At 73.1% G+C, this 17,081-nt stretch carries 16 protein-coding genes; 7 read left to right on the top strand and 9 right to left on the bottom strand.

Features of this window, described 5'->3' with window-relative positions:
- Nucleotides 1-39 precede the first annotated feature (39 nt).
- The 3 genes from QQZ14_RS14365 to QQZ14_RS14355 all read right to left on the bottom strand — a co-directional run bounded on the left by QQZ14_RS14365 (nucleotide 40) and on the right by QQZ14_RS14355 (nucleotide 3,727).
- On the bottom strand, nucleotides 40-1,029 hold the full coding sequence (locus QQZ14_RS14365; RefSeq protein ID WP_284535019.1) for a LuxR C-terminal-related transcriptional regulator: 990 nt from the start codon (nucleotides 1,027-1,029) through the stop codon (nucleotides 40-42).
- 208 nt (nucleotides 1,030-1,237) lie between these two features.
- On the bottom strand, nucleotides 1,238-2,695 hold the full coding sequence (gene lysS, locus QQZ14_RS14360; RefSeq protein ID WP_284535146.1) for a lysine--tRNA ligase: 1,458 nt from the start codon (nucleotides 2,693-2,695) through the stop codon (nucleotides 1,238-1,240).
- A gap of 69 nt (nucleotides 2,696-2,764) precedes the next feature.
- Nucleotides 2,765-3,727: a YeiH family protein gene (locus QQZ14_RS14355; RefSeq protein WP_284535018.1), complete on the bottom strand. Its 963-nt coding sequence runs from the start codon at nucleotides 3,725-3,727 to the stop codon at nucleotides 2,765-2,767.
- A 101-nt stretch (nucleotides 3,728-3,828) separates the two neighbouring features.
- Between QQZ14_RS14355 and QQZ14_RS14350 the strand changes: the two genes are divergently transcribed.
- Nucleotides 3,829-4,722, top strand: coding sequence for a LysR substrate-binding domain-containing protein (locus tag QQZ14_RS14350; RefSeq protein ID WP_284535017.1), 894 nt, complete (start codon nucleotides 3,829-3,831; stop codon nucleotides 4,720-4,722).
- Nucleotides 4,723-4,778: 56 nt separating this feature from the next.
- Here QQZ14_RS14350 and QQZ14_RS14345 read toward each other — a convergent pair whose 3' ends face one another.
- A complete protein-coding gene (locus QQZ14_RS14345; protein ID WP_284535016.1) occupies nucleotides 4,779-5,219 on the bottom strand; it encodes a DUF3151 domain-containing protein in 441 nt (146 codons plus the stop codon).
- A 37-nt stretch (nucleotides 5,220-5,256) separates the two neighbouring features.
- Here QQZ14_RS14345 and QQZ14_RS14340 point away from each other — a divergent pair, with 37 nt between their 5' ends.
- Nucleotides 5,257-6,756 carry a DHA2 family efflux MFS transporter permease subunit gene (locus tag QQZ14_RS14340; protein WP_284535015.1) on the top strand — a complete coding sequence of 500 codons (1,500 nt, stop codon included), beginning with the start codon at nucleotides 5,257-5,259 and terminating at the stop codon, nucleotides 6,754-6,756.
- 95 nt (nucleotides 6,757-6,851) lie between these two features.
- On the opposite strand, the gene fbaA is transcribed toward QQZ14_RS14340, so the two are convergent.
- A complete protein-coding gene (fbaA, locus tag QQZ14_RS14335; protein WP_284535014.1) occupies nucleotides 6,852-7,883 on the bottom strand; it encodes a class II fructose-bisphosphate aldolase in 1,032 nt (343 codons plus the stop codon).
- A 180-nt stretch (nucleotides 7,884-8,063) separates the two neighbouring features.
- On the opposite strand from fbaA, the gene QQZ14_RS14330 reads away from it, so the two are divergent.
- Genes QQZ14_RS14330 through QQZ14_RS14320 form a run of 3 tightly spaced genes read left to right on the top strand, consistent with a single transcriptional unit; the run spans nucleotide 8,064 to nucleotide 10,021 of the window.
- On the top strand, nucleotides 8,064-8,537 hold the full coding sequence (locus tag QQZ14_RS14330; protein ID WP_284535013.1) for an SLOG cluster 4 domain-containing protein: 474 nt from the start codon (nucleotides 8,064-8,066) through the stop codon (nucleotides 8,535-8,537).
- A gap of 33 nt (nucleotides 8,538-8,570) precedes the next feature.
- A complete protein-coding gene (locus QQZ14_RS14325) occupies nucleotides 8,571-9,530 on the top strand; it encodes a hypothetical protein (protein ID WP_284535012.1) in 960 nt (319 codons plus the stop codon).
- Nucleotides 9,527-10,021: a SigE family RNA polymerase sigma factor gene (locus tag QQZ14_RS14320; RefSeq protein WP_284535011.1), complete on the top strand. Its 495-nt coding sequence runs from the start codon at nucleotides 9,527-9,529 to the stop codon at nucleotides 10,019-10,021. Before QQZ14_RS14325 ends, QQZ14_RS14320 begins: the two co-directional genes overlap by 4 nt.
- On the opposite strand, the gene QQZ14_RS14315 is transcribed toward QQZ14_RS14320, so the two are convergent.
- Entirely contained in the window at nucleotides 10,018-10,665 is a 648-nt protein-coding gene (locus QQZ14_RS14315) for a TrmH family RNA methyltransferase (RefSeq protein WP_284535145.1), read from the bottom strand. The two genes, QQZ14_RS14320 and QQZ14_RS14315, sit on opposite strands and share 4 nt — an antisense overlap.
- 101 nt (nucleotides 10,666-10,766) lie before the next feature.
- Here QQZ14_RS14315 and QQZ14_RS14310 point away from each other — a divergent pair, with 101 nt between their 5' ends.
- Nucleotides 10,767-11,507 (top strand): DedA family protein, encoded by a 741-nt coding sequence (locus QQZ14_RS14310; RefSeq protein WP_284535010.1) that lies wholly within the window; start codon nucleotides 10,767-10,769, stop codon nucleotides 11,505-11,507.
- Here the strand turns inward: QQZ14_RS14310 and pyrE are convergent.
- Nucleotides 11,504-12,034, bottom strand: a complete 531-nt coding sequence (gene pyrE / locus QQZ14_RS14305; RefSeq protein ID WP_284535009.1) for an orotate phosphoribosyltransferase — start codon at nucleotides 12,032-12,034, stop codon at nucleotides 11,504-11,506. The two genes, QQZ14_RS14310 and pyrE, sit on opposite strands and share 4 nt — an antisense overlap.
- A gap of 86 nt (nucleotides 12,035-12,120) precedes the next feature.
- Here pyrE and QQZ14_RS14300 point away from each other — a divergent pair, with 86 nt between their 5' ends.
- Nucleotides 12,121-13,275: a pyridoxal phosphate-dependent aminotransferase gene (locus QQZ14_RS14300; protein WP_284535008.1), complete on the top strand. Its 1,155-nt coding sequence runs from the start codon at nucleotides 12,121-12,123 to the stop codon at nucleotides 13,273-13,275.
- Between the two features lie 62 nt (nucleotides 13,276-13,337).
- Here QQZ14_RS14300 and QQZ14_RS14295 read toward each other — a convergent pair whose 3' ends face one another.
- Together QQZ14_RS14295 and clpB are read right to left on the bottom strand one after the other, a co-directional pair.
- Nucleotides 13,338-14,363, bottom strand: coding sequence for a hypothetical protein (locus QQZ14_RS14295; RefSeq protein ID WP_284535007.1), 1,026 nt, complete (start codon nucleotides 14,361-14,363; stop codon nucleotides 13,338-13,340).
- Between the two features lie 19 nt (nucleotides 14,364-14,382).
- The gene (gene clpB / locus QQZ14_RS14290) at nucleotides 14,383-16,977 is read right to left on the bottom strand and encodes an ATP-dependent chaperone ClpB (RefSeq protein ID WP_284535006.1); all 2,595 of its coding nucleotides are present in this window, start codon (nucleotides 16,975-16,977) and stop codon (nucleotides 14,383-14,385) included.
- Nucleotides 16,978-17,081 lie beyond the last annotated feature (104 nt).

Raw genomic sequence — 17,081 nt, 5'->3', positions numbered from 1 at the left:
GGGGAGGCTACCCGATGGACATGACGCGGAACCGCGCGCTCACAGCCAGCCGCGGCGTACCGCCTCGACGCCGGCCTGGAACCGGGAGTCCGCGCCGAGCTCGCTCATCAGGTCCGCGACCCGGCGTCGCACGGTGCGCAGGCTCAGGCCGAGCTGGCGGGCGATCTGCTCGTCCTGGGCGCCGGTGGCGAGCTGACGCAGGAGGAACGCGCGCAGGTCGGGCCGCCCCTCGCGCTGCTCGAGCTCGGGGACCGGGGACGCCCGCTCCCACATCATCTCGAAGAGCAGGCCGAGGGCCTCGACGATGCCCTGCTGCCGCACCAGGATGCGCGGCTCGTCCACGAAGCCGAGGGGGTCGGGCACGACGGCGTGGGAGGTCCCGATGACGAACATCCGGGTCGGCACCTCGGGGACCACCCGGATCTGTTCGCCGGCCGCGGCCCGCGCCCGGACGATGTCGGGCGCCTCCCGCAGGGCCCGCACCGGGTAGATGGCCCGGGACCGACGCCCGGAGGCGATCAGCTCGCGGACCACCTCCAGCATGTCCCGCTCGCGGGGGGCCCGCCACTGCTCGGGCCGCAGCCACGACAGGTCGCCCAGGCTGTTGCGGATCAGCGACGCGATCAGCGCGCCCGGGTCGCCCCCCGAGCTGACCTCACCGTCGATGGGGAGGACGTGGTGCTCGCTGTCGGGCGGACGCGCGGCCCGTGCGACCAGCAGGGGTACGGCGCTCGCCAGCGCCGTCAGCTCGGTCTGGGCGTGGGAGGCCACCTCGCTGAGCTCGACGATGAGCCGCGCCAGCGCCTGGGCGGGCGACTCCACGTGCACCCGGTCGTCGGTGACGCGCACCATCCCGCGGGCGACGAGCGGGTCGAGCTCGGACAGCAGCTCCTCGGGCGAGCGCAGCAGTGCCGCCGCCACGTACGCCACCCGCTGGCCCGAGTGGCGCAGCACCTGCTCGTAGGTCCGCTCGACCGCGGGGCTGAACCCGAGGGCGGCGAGGACGGTCGTGGGCTCTGGTCGCGCCATCGTGGCATCTTAGTGCCAGCGGCACCTTCTCCCCGGTTGGCACGGACAGGTCAATGCGAGGATCGGGCACAGCGCAGACGGCCGCGGACCATCTCGGGGCGCGGCCGTACGGCCCGGGCGACCCACATCGGGGGATCGGTCGAACCGGCGCACGCGCAGGCGGGGTGCCGGGGCCACACGTGTGGGGTTCCGGCACCCGCCGACCAGATCAGCGCTCGGCTTCGGCCTTGAGGTGCGGGAACAGGATCGTCTCGCGGATGCCGGCGCCGGTGAACAGCATGATCAGCCGGTCGATGCCCAGTCCCAGGCCGCCCATCGGCGGGGCGCCGTACTCCAGCGCCCGCAGGAAGTCCTCGTCGAGCTGCATCGCCTCGACGTCTCCCCCGGCGGCCTGTCGGGACTGCTCGGTGAGCACCTCGCGCTGGATCACCGGGTCGACGAGCTCACTGAACGCCGTGCCGCGCTCGACGCCGCCGATGATCAGGTCCCAGGCCTCGATCAGGCGCGGGTCGTCACGGTGCGGGCGGGCCAGCGGCTGGGCCGAGGGCGGGTAGTCGCAGACGAACGTCGGCTGGATCAGCGTCGGCTCGACGATCTCGCTCAGCAGCTCGAGCACCAGCTTCTCGGCGCCCCACGCGGGGTCGTAGGTGAGCTCGCGCTCGTCCATCAGCGCGCGCAGCGTCGCGACGTCGGTGTCCGGGGTGATCTCCTGGCCGACGGCCTCGCTGACGCCGGTGTACACCGGCAGCCAGCGCCACTCGGTGTCGAGGTCGATGGTGCCGGCCGGGGTCTCGATGGTGCGCGAGCCGAGGGCGTCGGCGGCGGCCAGGAGCATGTCCTTCATCAGCACGGCCATCGTGTGCTGGTCGCCGTAGGCCTGGTAGACCTCGAGCATCGTGAACTCCGGGCTGTGCGTGGAGTCCGAGCCCTCGTTGCGGAAGATCCGGCCGATCTCGAAGACCTGGTCGACGCCGCCGACCACGGCCTTCTTCAGGTTCAGCTCCAGGGCGATCCGCAGCGTCATCTCCTGGTCGAACGCGTTCATGTGCGTGCGGAACGGGCGCGCCCGGGCGCCGCCGTGGATCAGCTGGAGCACCGGCGTCTCGATCTCGAGGTAGCCCTGGTCCTCGAGCGTCCGGCGTACGGCGCGCACGACCGCGGCCCGGGTGCGGACCATGTCGCGGGCCTCCTGTCGCACGACGAGGTCGGCGTACCGCTGCCGGACCCGCGCCTCCTCGGAGAGCTCCTTGTGCAGCACCGGCAGCGGGCGCAGCGCCTTGGACGCCATCGCCCACGAGGACGCCATCACGGAGAGCTCGCCGCGCTTGGAGGAGATCACCCGGCCCTCGACGGCGACGTGGTCGCCCAGGTCGACGGTGGCCTTCCAGTCCGCGAGCGACTCCTCGCCGACCTCGGCCAGGCTGAGCATCACCTGGAGCCGGGTGCCGACGCCCTCCTGGAGGGTGGCGAAGCAGAGCTTGCCGGTGTTGCGGATGAACACCACGCGGCCGGTGACCGCGACCTCGTCCTGGGTCTCCTCGCCGGCCTCGAGGTGGCCCCACGTCTCGCGCACCTGGGCGAGCGTGTGCGTGCGCGGCACCACGACCGGGTAGGCCTCTCGGCCCTCCTCCAGCAGCCGGGCCCGCTTGGCCCGGCGCACCCGCATCTGGTCGGGCAGGTCGTCCTCGGGCGTGGGGGGTACGGCGGCGTCGGTCACCGGGCAAGGCTACCGACGTCAGCCGGCGACGAACGCGGCCGGGAGTCCGAGCAGCGCCACCAGGGCGGTCGCCGCCGTGGCGAGCAGCAGGAGCGGCCGGCCGGTCCGGCGCAGCACCGCGGGCTCGAGCGCGCACCCGAGCGCGAACATCGCCGCGGCCAGGGTGGCGGCCTGCACGAACGCCGCCGCGTCGAGCAGCCCGCCGGGGAGCGGGAGGAACGTGCGCGCGGCCGCGAGGCCCACGAACACGGCCACGAACCCCGGCACCAGCGGCGGCCTGGTCCCCGTGGCGCCCCGGGCGCGCAGCGAGATCCCGGCCAGCACCGGCGCGAGGAGCAGCACCCGGCCGAGCTTCACCGCCACGGCGATCTGGACCGCCCCGCCGCCGACGAGCCCGCCGGCGACGACGACCTGCCCCACCTCGTGGATCGACGCCCCGGACCACGCCCCGGCCGCCACCGGGTCGAGCCCGGCGAGGGCGGCGACGGCGGGCAGCAGGAGCATCGCGCCGCTGCCGAACACGACGACCAGGGACACCACCGTGGCGACGTCCTCGTCCTTCGACGTGCGCACGCCGTCCACGGCCGCCACCGCGGCGGCGCCGCAGATCGAGAAGCCGCAGGCCACGAGCAGGGCGGTCTCGGCGCGGACCCCGATCAGACGCCCGAGCGCGAGCGTCCCGGCGATGCCGAGCACGACCACCCCCGCGATCACGACGAGCACCGGCCAGCCGAGCGCGACGATCTCGGGGAGCACCAGCTGCAGGCCGAGCAGCGCCACCCCGATCCGGAGCACGTGGCGGGACGCGACGCGCAGCCCCGGGCGCACCGGCTCGCGGACCCCGCCGGCGGTCGCGAGCGCGACGCCGAGGGCGATCGCGACCAGGGTCGGGCTCAGGGCCGGCACGACGGCGTGGCCGGCGAGCGCCGCGGCGCCGCCGAGGACGGCGAGCCCGAGACCGGGCAGACGGGCGGGGACCATGACTCCAGCGTCGAGCCCCGGCTGGTGCCGCGGTAGCCGTCGATCCCACCTGCACTCATGCGTGATCGATATGGGCATCTGGTTCGCCATATCATTCGGGCATGACGTCGCGACCCGACCTGACCGCGCTCGACCTCCTCGTCCGCGTGGCCGAGAGCGGGTCGCTCGGCGCCGCGGCACGCGAGCTCGGCATGGCCCAGCCGAACGCGAGCCGGTCCCTGACCCGGCTCGAGCGACAGCTGCGGCTCACGCTGCTGGTCCGCACCCCGGGCGGCTCCCGGCTCACCACGGAGGGCGAGGTGGTCGAGGCCTGGGCACGCGAGGCGCTCACCGCGGTCGACCGGGTGACCCTCGGCGCCCGCTCCCTGGCCGAGCAGCGCGCCGCCCACGTGGCGGTGGCCGCCAGCCTGACCGTCGCGGAGTACCTGGCGCCCCGCTGGCTGGCCCGGTTCCGCCGGGCCCACCCCGACCTGCACCTCAGCCTCGAGGTCGGCAACTCCGTGGACGTCCTGGCCCGCGTCGAGCGCGGCGAGGTGGCCCTCGGCTTCGTCGAGTCGCCGCGGGTGCCGGCATCACTGTCCTCGACCACGGTGGCCCACGACACGCTCGTGGTCGTGGTCGACCCGGACCACCCGTGGGCCCGGCGCCGGACGCCGCTGGCGCCCGAGGAGCTGGTCGCGGCCGACCTGGTCCTGCGCGAGGCGGGGTCGGGCACCCGGGAGACCCTGGTCCGCGCGCTCGCCCGCACCGGGCTCGAGCTGGGGCCGTCGCGGCTGGCGCTGGCGAGCACCGCCGCGGTGAAGGCGGCGGCCGCCCAGGGCGAGGCGCCGGCCGTGCTCAGCGACCTCGCCGTCGCGGCCGAGGTCGCGGCCGGTCAGCTCGCGGTGGTCCCGGTCGCCGGTCTCGACCTCGGCCGCTCGCTGCGGGCGGTCTGGCTGCCCAGCCGCCGGCCCGCGGGCGCACTCGCGGAGCTGCTGCGGATCGCCCGGGCCTGACCGGCTCCCGTCTCAGCCCGGCCTCAGCCCGGCCTCAGCCCGCCCTCAGCCCGGCGTCACTCGTCGCCGAGGAGCTCGTCGTACGCCGTCGGGCTGGAGTCCTTGAGGAACTGGGCGCACCGCTCCCACTCGGCGGTCTCGCCGATCTGGCGGGCCGCCAGCGCCAGCAGCGCGAGCGACTGCAGGAAGCCGCGGTTGGGCTCGTGCTCCCACGGGACCGGGCCGTGCCCCTTCCAGCCGTTGCGGCGCAGCTGGTCGAGACTGCGGTGGTAGCCGACCCGGGCGTAGGCGTAGACGGTCACGATGTCGTCGAGGTCCTCGGCCTGGTTGGCCAGCACCATGCCCAGCGTCGCCCAGGCGATCGGCGACTCGGGGTGCCGGCGGACCACCTCCATGACGTCGGCGTCCTCGACGAGCTCGGCGGCCGCCGGGTCCTCGGGGAGGTGGGTCGGCGGGGGGCCCGCCATCAGGTCGGCACCGGGCGTCAACGAATTCATATGGTCGATTGTCCACGGTGGGGTGTTGAGTGTCCCCGTGACCCAACCCGCCACCTCTCCCGACCTCGTGCCGGCGACCGACGGCAAGGAGCCCTGGCCGGCGCTGTTCGCGCTGTGCATCGGCTTCTTCATGATCCTGGTCGACACCACGATCGTCTCGGTCGCGACGCCGGCGATCATCGAGGACCTCCACGCCGACGTGAACAACGTCGTGTGGGTGACCAGCGCCTACCTGCTGGCCTACGCCGTGCCGGTGCTGATCACCGGCCGGCTCGGCGACCGGTTCGGGCCCAAGCGGCTCTACCTCACCGGTCTCACGGTGTTCACGCTCGCCTCGCTGTGGTGCGGCCTGACCGGCAGCATCGAGATGCTGATCGCGGCCCGGGTGGTCCAGGGCTTCGGCGCGTCGATGATGACCCCGCAGACGATGGCGATCATCACCCGCATCTTCCCGGCCCACCGGCGCGGTGCCGCGATGGCGCTGTGGGGGGCGACCGCGGGGGTGGCGACGCTGGTCGGCCCGATCCTCGGCGGCGTGCTGGTCGACGGCCTGGGCTGGGAGTGGATCTTCTTCATCAACGTCCCGGTCGGGCTGGCCGGGTTCGCGCTCGCCGTACGCCTCGTGCCGCGGCTGGAGACCCACACCCACCGCTTCGACTGGCTCGGGGTCGCGCTCAGCGGCGTGGGCATGTTCCTGCTGGTGTTCGGCATCCAGGAGGGCCACCAGTACTCCTGGAACGGCGTGATCCTGACGCTGATCGCGGTCGGCCTGATCGTGCTGGGGCTCTTCGTCCTGTGGCAGGCCCGCAACACCCGCGAGCCGCTGGTGCCGCTGCGGCTGTTCGCCGACCGCAACTTCTCGCTGGCCAACGTCGCGATCTCGGCGATGGGCTTCGCGATCACCGCGATGGCGATCCCGATCATGATCTGGGCCCAGGTGGTCCGCGGGCTCAGCCCGACCCGGTCGGCGCTGCTGCTGGTGCCGATGGCGGTGATGACGATCCTGCTGGCCCGCAACGTCGGCCGGCTCACCGACCGGGTGCACCCGCGGCTGATCACGAGCTTCGGGTTCGCCTGCATCATCGGCTCGCTGGTGTGGCTCTCGGCGCTGATGACCCCCGAGATCGACATCTGGTGGCTGGTGCTGCCGATGCTCCTGCTCGGCATCGGCAACGCCTGCGTGTGGGCCCCCAACAGCGCCACCGCGACGCGCAACCTGCCGATGCAGCTCGCCGGCGCCGGGTCGGGCGTCTACAACGCGACCCGCCAGGTGGGCGCGGTGCTCGGCTCCGCCGCGATCGCGGTGCTGATGGACTCCCGGCTCGCGGCCGAGGGCCTGCCGGCGTTCACCGGCGAGGGCGGCGACGGCGGCCCGGTCACGCTGCCACCCCAGGTGGCCGACCACTTCAGCCAGGCGATGGCCACCTCGATGCTGCTGCCCCCGGCCGTCCTGGTCCTCGGGCTCGTGGCGGTGCTGTTCTTCGAGCGACCCGGCCACGCCGGCTTCGCGGGCTCGCCCGCCGCCTCGACCGACTGAGCCGACCACACCGGACCGCAGAAGACGCCGTACGGACGCACCCCCCGGGTCCCGTCCGTACGGCGTCTTGCCGCGTGGTGCTGCGTCGAGCCGGGTCAGCCGATCGTCTGGCCGGCGGACCGCAGGTTCTGGCAGGCCTCGACGACGCGGGCGGCCATCCCGGCCTCGGCGGCCTTGCCCCAGGCGCGCGGGTCGTACTGCTTCTTGTTGCCGACCTCGCCGTCGATCTTCAGGACGCCGTCGTAGTTCTGGAACATGTGCGCGGCCACCGGGCGGGTGAAGGCGTACTGGGTGTCGGTGTCGACGTTCATCTTCACCACGCCGTAGTCGACGGCCGCACCGATCTCCTCGGCGGTCGAGCCGGAGCCACCGTGGAAGACCAGGTCGAACGGCTTGGAGCCGGCCGGCAGGCCGAGCTTCTCGGCGACGGCCTCCTGGGCCGACTTGAGGATCTCGGGGCGGAGCTTGACGTTGCCCGGCTTGTAGACGCCGTGCACGTTGCCGAAGGTCAGCGCGGTCATGTAGCGGCCGTTCTCACCGGAGCCGAGCGCGGCGATGGTGGCCAGCGCGTCCGCGGGGGTCGTGTAGAGCTTGTCGTTGATCTCGCCGACGACGCCGTCCTCCTCGCCACCGACGACGCCGATCTCGACCTCGAGGATGATGTGCGCGGCGGCGGCGCGGGCCAGCAGGTCCTGCGCGATCTCGAGGTTCTCCTCGAGCGGCACGGCCGAGCCGTCCCACATGTGCGACTGGAACAGCGGGGCCTCGCCGCGCGCGACGCGCTCGGCGGAGATCGCGAGCAGCGGCCGCACGAAGCCGTCCAGCTTGCCCTTGGGGCAGTGGTCGGTGTGCAGGGCGACGTTGACCGGGTAGCTCTTGGCGACCTCGGCGGCGTACGCCGCGAAGGCGACCGAGCCGGTGACCATGTCCTTGATCGTCGGGCCGGAGAAGTACTCCGCGCCGCCGGTGGACACCTGGATGATGCCGTCGGCCCCGGCGTCCGCGAAGCCCTGGAGCGCCGCGTTGAGGGTCTGCGACGACGAGACGTTGATGGCCGGGAACGCGAACGCGTTCTTCTTGGCCGCATCCAGCATCTCGGCGTACTTCTCGGGGGTGGCGATGGGCATGCGGGCTCCTCGTGCGAACGACTTGAACAGATCGTCTTCGACCCTAGTGCCTGCCCGGAGGGCCCCCTAGGGACCTCTGGCCCGGGATCCCGGGCCGGGCGGTCCCTCAGGTCCCGGCGACGGCCGGACAACCGATCGGCTCGCCGTTGCGTGACCGGTGTGTCACGTAGCCTCGACGGCATGCCCCTCACCGGTCGGTACGTCGCCGTCGTCGGCCCCGCCGACGGCGCCCGACCCGCCGACCTCGAGCACGCCGAGGAGGTCGGCCGGCTGCTGGCCCAGGCCGGCGCGGTGTTGCTCACCGGCGGCCACCACGGCGTGATGGGCGCGGCCGCCCGGGGCGCCCGGGCCGGCGGCGGGACGTCGATCGGGCTGATGCCGGGGTTCGACCGGGCCGAGGGCTCGGCCGACCACACCTACCTGCTGCCGACCGGACTCGGCGAGCTGCGCAACGCCCTGCTGGTGCGCGCGGCCGACGCGGTCGTCGCCGTCGGGTGCAGCTGGGGCACGCTGAGCGAGATCGCGATCGCCCGGCGTACCGGCGTACCTCTGGCGCTCATCGACCCCTGGGACCTGCCCGAGGACGCCGGCACCGTCGTCGACGGACCCGAGGCCGCTGTCGCGTTGGTCGTCGAAGTCCTCCGGTCGCGCTGACAACCGATCACGGCCGAGCTGCGTATCCATCGCATGGACACCGACATCCGCGACGAGATCGAGCACTCCTTCGGCGACGGGCCGCCGCTGCCTCTCGACGACGACCTGCTGCGTCGAGCGCACGGGGCGCTCCGGCGGCGTCGGCTGGCAGAGTCGGTCGCGGTGATGGCGGTCGCGCTCGTGGCCGTCACCGGCGCCGGTCTGCTCGCCGGCGGCGACGGCCCGAATGCCGAACCGATGCCGGCCGGGCCGCCCACCAGCACCACGGAGAGCAAGGACCCGGCCCCGACCTTCCCTCCTGCGCCGACCAGTGACGGCGACGGTCGCGCGCCGGGCGCACCGGTCGTGCGCGACCCGCACCTGCCGGCGGACACGCCGGTCGACGCCCAGGTCGACGGGCTGCACGTCGCTCTCGGTGTGGGCATCGAGGAGCTTCGAGACGACCCCTGGAACGTCCGCGACGACGGCGACTGGTCGGTCGCCGTCGCCTACACGGCGCCGGGCGCCCCCCTCACCTGGTGGGTCGGGTACGTCGGGGCCGACGGAGGCGCCTCGTCCGCGAGCATCGCGGCCAAGTACTCCCGCGGCCTCGGCTTCGACGCCTGGGTGGCCGCCCAGGGCGACGGCGTGCGTGGCGGCGACTCGACCAGCGAGGGGACGACGCCGGAGGGCGGCTGGCCCGGGCTGACCGACGTCGAGCTGGTCCGCTTCGTCGAGGGCACCGAGCGGCTCGAGCCCGTCCCGGGGGCCACCCTGCTGCGTCAGCGCGAGCATCCCGACCTGCCCAGGAGCTGGGCCGGCGCCGGTGACCGCAGCGCGGTCGCGGAGGTCGAACTCGACGGCACGCGCTACTACGTGCTGGCCCGCAGCAACGCGGGCGAACGCACGCCGCAGTACATCGCGGTCAAGGCCTCTCGGGGCGGCGCGACGCTGGACGACTTCCTCGAGCTGGCTCGCGAGCGCTACGCCGAGGGCGGCGGTGGCCTGCTGTGAGGTCGACCGAGCGCGATCGGGCGTTCTCGGACTTCGTCCGGGCGCGGCGTCTCCACCTGCGCCGCGTCGCGTACGCGATCTGCGGCGACTGGCACCAGGCCGACGACCTGGTCCAGACGGCGCTGGTGAAGCTGTACGTCGCGTGGCCGCGGGTGCACCGCGACGGACGCGAGGAGGCGTACGTGCGGACGATCATCGTGCGCGCCGACATCGACGAGCACCGCCGGCCGTGGCGGCGGGAGTCGCCCGGCCTCCCGGCCGTCGACCGTCCCGCTCGCGAGGCGCTGCCGGTCGAGGAGCGGTCGGCGCTGTTCGACGCACTCCAGGCGCTGCCGACGATGCAGCGCAAGGCGGCGGTGCTGAGGCACTGGCTCGGGCTGTCGGTCGCCGAGACCGCCCACGAGCTGAAGATCGGCGAGGGCACCGTGAAGAGCCACTCCTCACGTGGCCTCGATGCCTTGCGGACCGCCCTCGCCGGCGACCGGCACTAACCGCGCCAGGCGGTGTCGCCGCCGAGGTCGGCGTACTGCCGCACCCACGCGTGCATCGCGATCGCGGCGGCGGCCGAGGCGTTGATCGAGCGGGTCGAGCCGAACTGCGCGATCGAGAACGTCCCGTCGCAGGCCTCCCGAGCGCCCTCGGACAGCCCGGGGCCCTCCTGCCCGAACAGGAAGCACACCCGCCTCGGCACGGTGGCCGTCTCCAGGTGCCGCGACCCCGGCAGGTTGTCGATGCCGTGCAGCGCGACCGGGCCGTCGGGGTGGTCGCCGAGGTACGCCGCCAGGTCGGCCACCGTCGGGTGGTGCCGGACGTGCTGGTAGCGATCGGTCACCATCGCGCCGCGGCGGTTCCACCGCCGGTTGCCGACGATGTGCACCTCGGCGGCCAGGAACGCGTTCGCGGTCCGCACGATCGTCCCGATGTTGAAGTCGTGCTGCCAGTTCTCGATGGCGACGTGGAACCCGTGCCGCCGGGTGTCGAGGTCGGCGACGATCGCCTCGACGGTCCAGTACCGGTAGCGGTCGACGACGTTGCGGCGGTCGCCGCCGGCGAGCAGGTCGGGGTCGTACTCCGGGCCGGTCGGCCACTCCCCGGGCCACGGTCCCACCCCGACCTCCGGGGCCCCGTGCGGCATCGGGTCGTACGGCGCTCTCTCCTCCACGTCGGTAACGGTAAGGCGAACGCTCGGCGATACACGCACGGCGTCAGGACCCGGCAGGTACCGTTTGCCAGGTGATGAGCGTCCTCCCTGGGCAGACGATGCTGCTCGGCATGGACTGGATGGATCCGAACTGGCTCCTGGCCCAGTTCGGTGCGGAGTTCTACTGGATCAGCCTGCTGATCGTCTTCGTGGAGTGCGGGCTCTTCTTCCCTTTCCTACCCGGTGACACCCTGCTGTTCGCGCTGGGGCTGTTCCTCAACGCGGAGCGGATCGACATCTTCCCCGGCGGACCGGTCGTCGAGCTGGTGGTCGCCGCAGTGCTGCTCACGGGCGCGGCCTTCCTCGGCAACGTCGTGGGCTACGAGATCGGGCGGGCGATCGGCCCCCCGCTCTACCACCGCGAGGGCCGGCTGCTGAAGAAGAAGTACTTCGACCAGACCGAGGTGTTCTTCGACCGGCACGGCAACAAGGCGCTGGTGATCGGCCGATTCGTGCCGTTCGTGCGCACGTTCATCACCGTCGTGGCCGGCGTGACCCGGATGGGGCGGCGGCGCTTCTTCTTGTGGAGCGCGGTCGGGGCGGTGCTGTGGGTGCTGAGCATCCTGCTGTTGGGCTTCACCCTGGGTCAGGCGTTCCCCAGCCTCGGCGAGAACATCGACAAGGCGCTGCTGGCCATCCTCGCGTTCACCGTGCTCCCCATCGTCTTCGAGTGGTGGCGGCATCGGCGTACGTCGAGCCGCCGCGCCCAGGACAACGACGGCGACGGCGTGCCCGACCTCGACGTCGCAGGCGTCGAGGCCCCCAGCCGCGACTAGCCTCTCGCGGCGTCCAGCTCGGCCTTGGTGAGCACCGGCCGCACCTCGAGCCCGACGTCGGCGAGCGGGCTCTCCCCAGCGGGGCTGCGGTCGATCGCGCAGACCACCACCTCGACGTCCGCGCCGGCCTCGCGCAGCGCGCGGGTCGCGTCGCGGACCGCGCCGCCGGTGGTGATGACGTCCTCGATCAGCGTGATCCGCCGGCCGGCCACGTCCGGACCCTCGGCCAGCTTGCAGGTGCCGTACTCCTTGGCCTTCTTGCGCACGAACAGCGCAGGCCGGCCGGTGAGGCTGCTGAGCATCGTCGCGATCGGCACGCCGCCGAGCTCGAGACCGCCGAGCAGATCGGTGTCCGGCGGAAGCAGCCCGACCATCTCGCGGGCGACCCGGAGCAGCAGCTGCGGCTGCGCCTCGAACAGGTACTTGTCGAAGTACTCGGTCGCCTGCTGGCCGGACCGGAGCGTGAACTGCCCGGTCAGGCGGCAGACCGCGTCGATGTCGGCGGCGAGGGTCTCGTCCTGGGTCACGGCGGCAGCGTAGCCGGGCCGCGCAGCGGCGCAGCGCGGAGCGGCGTGCCAGGCCGCTCGCCGCACCCCTCGCTAGGGTCGACCGCATGCTCGCTCACCGCCTCGAGGGCATCCCCCCGACGATCTTCTCGGAGATGTCGGCGCTCGCCGTCCGCATCCAGTCGGTGAACCTCGGCCAGGGCTTCCCGGACGTCGACGGGCCTCCCGAGGTGATCGCGCGGGCGGTGCACGCGCTCGAGTCCGGCCAGAACCAGTACGCACCGGGCATCGGCATCCCCGCGCTGCGCGAGGCCGTCGCCCGCCACCAGCTGCGCCACTACGGCCTCGAGCTCGACCCGGACCGCCAGGTGGTGGTCACCACGGGCTGCACCGAGGGGATCGCCGCCGCCCTGCTCGGCCTGGTCGACCCAGGCGACGAGGTGGTCGTGCTCGAGCCCTACTACGACTCCTACACGGCGATGATCCAGATGGCGGGCGGCGTACGCCGTCCGGTCACGCTGCGCGCACCGAGCTTCCGGCTCGACCCCGACGAGCTGCGGGCCGCGGTCACGCCGCGCACCCGTTTCGTGCTGCTCAACTCCCCACACAACCCGACCGGCACCGTGCTCACCCGCGCCGAGCTGCAGGCGGTCGCGGACGTCGCGATCGAGCACGACCTCGTGGTGATCACCGACGAGGTCTACGAGCACCTCGTGTACGACGGGCGCGAGCACGTCCCGCTGGCCACACTGCCCGGCATGTTCGAGCGCACGCTCTCGCTGTCGAGTGCGGGCAAGTCCTACTCGTTCACCGGCTGGAAGGTCGGCTGGGCGACCGGCCCGGCCGAGCTGGTCGGCGCGGTGCTCGCCGCCAAGCAGTGGCTGACGTTCACCTCGGGGTCGCCGCTGCAGCCGGCGGTCGCGTACGCGCTGGACGAGGAGCCGGACCACCCGGCCCGGCTGGCCGCCGGCCTGCGGGAGCGGCGCGACCTGCTGTGCGCGGGGCTCGCCGCCGTCGGCCTCGACGTACGCGTGCCGGAGGGCACCTACTTCGCCACCACCGACATCTCCGCGCTCGGCTGGCCCGACGGCCGGTCGTTCTGCCTCGCCCTGCCCGAGCGCGCCGGTGTGGTCGCGATCCCGACCCAGGTCTTCTACGACTCCGACGCCGGACGCCAGCTGGTCCGCTGGGCGTTCTGCAAGGAGCGCGAGGTCATCGAGGAGGGCCTGCGCCGGCTCTCCGGGGCGGATCTCTCGGCGTAGCCCGTTTTGCGGTAGTCCCTGACGAAAGGGCCCCGTGGGAGCGATCCCAAGGGGCCCGTTCGTCAGGGAGTACCGCCCCGGAACCAGGCGCTGACGTCCGGGCGGACCAGCAGCACCACGGTGCCGACCGCGGCCACCAGCATGAGGATCAGCGGCACACCACCCATGACCAGCCCGGCGAGGCTCACCAGCGCGGCGACGGCGGCGGACACGACCAGGACGATCCGGGCCCAGTCGATGCGCCGCAGGACCAGCACGGCCAGGACGGCGGCCGCGATGCACCACACGACGAGCGCGCCGATCATCACGAACGAGACCGCGAGGAGCATGTCGTCGGAGACGCCCTGCTCGGCCAGGTCGGGCCGCTGCTTGTGCGCCTCGTCGAGGAGCATGTCCGGGTCGAGGGCGAGCACCACCGCCGTCAGCACGAGCCCGATCGCGGCCAGGCCGCTGCAGACCCAGGTGAGGACGCTCGCGGTCAGCACGGCCGGCGGCCGCGCGGCCGCGGCCCCGGCCCTGGACGTGGGCGGTACGGCGGTCGACGGTCCCGGCGGTGCGGCCGGAGGCGCGACCCAGGCCGCCGGCGTGGGCGCGTCGACCGGGGCGCTCGTCCGCGGCGCCAGGGCCCCGATGCGCGGAGCGGCCGTCGTGCCGGCGTCCTGGAACCAGTCGCGGGACGGCTGCAGCCACAGCATCAGCGCGGCCGCCGCGACCACCGAGGAGACGAAGCCCCCGGTGACCATGCCGGTGAGGAACAGCGGGACCGCGACCACCGTGAGCGCCAGCCGGGCGCTGCGGCTGCGCCGCAGCACCTGGTAGCCGAGGATCGCGGCCGCCGTGGCGCAGCCGGCCGCCACCATCGAGACGACGCGCAGCAGTGTGAGGACGCCGTCGACGCCGACCCCGAGGTCGGAGCCGGGCGGCTCGGCGAGGAACTTCTCCACCGACTTGCGGGTCTCGAGGGTGTGCAGGGCGCCGACGCGGTCGAACACCATCGCGACGACGATCACCGAGCCGACCATGATCAGCCACGCCGCCAGGGTCACCTGGCGCGGGCGGGCGGGAGTCGGCTGCTTCACATCGCTCATTGGATCACGCGACCCGGGGTCATCCGGACGCCAGGACGAGGCCGTCGCCACCGGGCGCCCGGTCGACCGTGACCGCGGCGCCGTCGAGGACCTCCCCGGCGATCAGCATCCGCGCGAGCGGGTCGCCGATCGCGCTCTGGATCAGCCGGCGCAGCGGGCGCGCGCCGTACGCCGGGTCGTACCCGACGTCGGTGAGCCAGGTGCGGGCCTCGTCGGTCACCGAGATCGCGACGCGGCGCACCGCGAGCCGCTTCTCGAGCAGCGCCAGCTGCAGGTCGACGATCCGGGTCAGGTCCTCCATCGTGAGCGCGTCGAAGACCACGATCTCGTCGAGCCGGTTGAGGAACTCCGGCTTGAACGACGAGCGGACGACGGCCATCACCGAGTCGTGCTTCTTCTCCGCGTCCAGCGTCGGGTCGACCAGGTAGCCCGAGCCCAGGTTGCTGGTGAGCACCAGGATCGTGTTGCGGAAGTCGACCGTGCGGCCCTGGCCGTCGGTGAGCCGGCCGTCGTCGAGCACCTGCAGCAGGATGTCGAAGACCTCCGGGTGGGCCTTCTCGACCTCGTCGAGGAGGACGACCGAGTAGGGCCGGCGGCGGACCGCCTCGGTGAGCTGGCCGCCCTCGTCGTACCCGACGTAGCCGGGAGGTGCGCCGACCAGGCGCGCGACCGAGTGCTTCTCGCCGTACTCGCTCATGTCGATGCGGACGATCGCGCGCTCGTCGTCGAACAGGAAGTCCGCGAGCGACTTGGCCAGCTCGGTCTTGCCGGTGCCGGTGGGGCCGAGGAACAGGAACGAGCCGGTGGGCCGGTTGGGGTCGCTGATGCCGGCGCGCGAGCGGCGTACGGCGTCGCTGACGGCGTTGACCGCGGCCCGCTGGCCGATCAGCCGCTCGCCGATGACCTCCTCCATGTGCAGCAGCTTGGCGGTCTCGCCCTCGAGCATCCGGCCGGTCGGGATGCCCGTCCAGGCCTCGACGACCTCGGCGATCTGCTCGGGCCCGACCTCCTCGCCCACCAGGGGCTCGATGTCGGAGCGCTCCGCGGCGCCGGCCGCCTCGATCTGCCGCTCCAGCTCGGGGATGCGGCCGTAGAGGAGCTCGCTGGCCTTGCCGAGGTCGCCCTCGCGCTGCAGCCGGTCGGCCTCCATGCGCAGCTGGTCGAGCTGGCGGCGCAGCTCGCCCTCGCCCTCGAGCGTGGACTTCTCCCGCTCCCAGCGGGCCTCGAGGGCGCGCAGCTCCTCCTCGCGGTCGGCGAGGTCGCGGCGCAGGTTGTCCAGCCGCTCCTTGGACGCGTCGTCGGACTCCTTGGCGAGCGCGAACTCCTCCATCTTCAGCCGCTCCACCGACCGGCGGAGCTGGTCGATCTCCTCGGGCGAGGACTCGATCTCCATCCGCAGCCGCGAGGCGGCCTCGTCGATCAGGTCGATGGCCTTGTCGGGCAGCTGCCGCCCGCTGATGTAGCGGTCGGAGAGGGTCGCGGCCGCGACCAGGGCGGCGTCGGTGATCCGGACGCCGTGGTGGGCCTCGTACTTCTCCTGGATGCCGCGCAGGATCTGGATGGTGTCCTCGACGCTGGGCTCCCCGACGTACACCTGCTGGAAGCGGCGCTCCAGGGCCGGGTCCTTCTCGATCCGCTCGCGGTACTCGTCGAGCGTGGTGGCGCCGATCATGTGCAGCTCGCCGCGCGCGAGCATCGGCTTGAGCATGTTGCCGGCGTCCATCGCGGAGTCGCCGCCGGCGCCCGCGCCGACGACCGTGTGCAGCTCGTCGATGAACGTGATGATCTGCCCGCCGGCGTCCTTGATCTCCTCGAGCACGGCCTTGAGCCGCTCCTCGAACTCGCCGCGGTACTTCGCGCCGGCGACCATGCCGGCCAGGTCGAGGCTGAGCACGCGCCGGCCCTTGAGCGAGTCGGGCACGTCGCCGGCGACGACACGCTGGGCGAGGCCCTCGACGACGGCGGTCTTGCCGACGCCGGGCTCGCCGATCAGCACCGGGTTGTTCTTGGTGCGCCGCGACAGCACCTGCACGACCCGGCGGATCTCGGCGTCGCGCCCGATCACCGGGTCGAGCCGGCCCTCCTGGGCGGCCTGGGTGAGGTCGAGGGAGTACTTGTCGAGCGCTTCGTACGTCGACTCCGCGTCCTGGCTGGTGACCCGGCGGTTGCCGCGCACCGCTGTCAGCGACTCGCGCAGCCCGTCGGCGCTCAGCCCGGCGCCGGCGAGCACGGCCTTCGCGCTGCTCTCGACGGTGGCCAGCGAGATCAGCAGGTGCTCGCTGGCGACGTAGTCGTCCTTCATGCCGGACGCGAGGTCCAGGGCGCCCGCGAGCACGCGGGTGAGCGCGGGCGAGGCACTGGGTTGCTGCACGGTCGCGCCGGCGGCCTTCGGCAGCTTGTCGCGCTCCGCGGCCGCGGCTCGGACCAGCTCGGGCACGTCGACGCCGGCCTTGGCGACGAGGTTGGCCGCGGTGCCGTCGGTCTGCAGGAGCAGTGCCACCAGCAGGTGGATCGGCTCGGTGTTGGTGTTGCCCGCCGTCGTCGCCGACAGCTGGGCGGCCTCGATGGCCTCGCGGCTGCGGGTGGTGAACTTGTCGGCCCCGAACTGACTCATGGGTGCATTCTCCTCGTGCCCGATCTCGATGACTCGCTACGACGGGCGCCCCTCCGCGCCTGCCACCTGGTCCAACGCGCCGAAAGTTGAGTCTGTTCCACTCA

This window comes from Nocardioides sp. T2.26MG-1, assembly GCF_950101795.1.
In the GTDB taxonomy this organism is placed as follows: Bacteria; Actinomycetota; Actinomycetes; order Propionibacteriales; family Nocardioidaceae; genus Nocardioides.
This window is presented reverse-complemented; position numbering and strand designations above follow the sequence as displayed.

Excerpts from the sequence above, each read along its gene's own strand:
- QQZ14_RS14365 (WP_284535019.1), bottom strand. The coding sequence starts at position 1,029 with ATGGCGCGACCAGAGCCCACGACCGTCCTCGCCGCCCTCGGGTTCAGC.
- lysS (WP_284535146.1), bottom strand. The coding sequence starts at position 2,695 with ATGCGGGTGCGCCGGGCCAAGCGGGCCCGGCTGCTGGAGGAGGGCCGA.
- QQZ14_RS14355 (WP_284535018.1), bottom strand. The coding sequence starts at position 3,727 with ATGGTCCCCGCCCGTCTGCCCGGTCTCGGGCTCGCCGTCCTCGGCGGC.
- QQZ14_RS14350 (WP_284535017.1), top strand. The coding sequence starts at position 3,829 with ATGACGTCGCGACCCGACCTGACCGCGCTCGACCTCCTCGTCCGCGTG.
- QQZ14_RS14345 (WP_284535016.1), bottom strand. The coding sequence starts at position 5,219 with ATGAATTCGTTGACGCCCGGTGCCGACCTGATGGCGGGCCCCCCGCCG.
- fbaA (WP_284535014.1), bottom strand. The coding sequence starts at position 7,883 with ATGCCCATCGCCACCCCCGAGAAGTACGCCGAGATGCTGGATGCGGCC.
- QQZ14_RS14330 (WP_284535013.1), top strand. The coding sequence starts at position 8,064 with ATGCCCCTCACCGGTCGGTACGTCGCCGTCGTCGGCCCCGCCGACGGC.
- QQZ14_RS14325 (WP_284535012.1), top strand. The coding sequence starts at position 8,571 with ATGGACACCGACATCCGCGACGAGATCGAGCACTCCTTCGGCGACGGG.
- QQZ14_RS14315 (WP_284535145.1), bottom strand. The coding sequence starts at position 10,665 with ATGCCGCACGGGGCCCCGGAGGTCGGGGTGGGACCGTGGCCCGGGGAG.
- QQZ14_RS14310 (WP_284535010.1), top strand. The coding sequence starts at position 10,767 with ATGAGCGTCCTCCCTGGGCAGACGATGCTGCTCGGCATGGACTGGATG.
- QQZ14_RS14300 (WP_284535008.1), top strand. The coding sequence starts at position 12,121 with ATGCTCGCTCACCGCCTCGAGGGCATCCCCCCGACGATCTTCTCGGAG.
- QQZ14_RS14295 (WP_284535007.1), bottom strand. The coding sequence starts at position 14,363 with ATGAGCGATGTGAAGCAGCCGACTCCCGCCCGCCCGCGCCAGGTGACC.
- clpB (WP_284535006.1), bottom strand. The coding sequence starts at position 16,977 with ATGAGTCAGTTCGGGGCCGACAAGTTCACCACCCGCAGCCGCGAGGCC.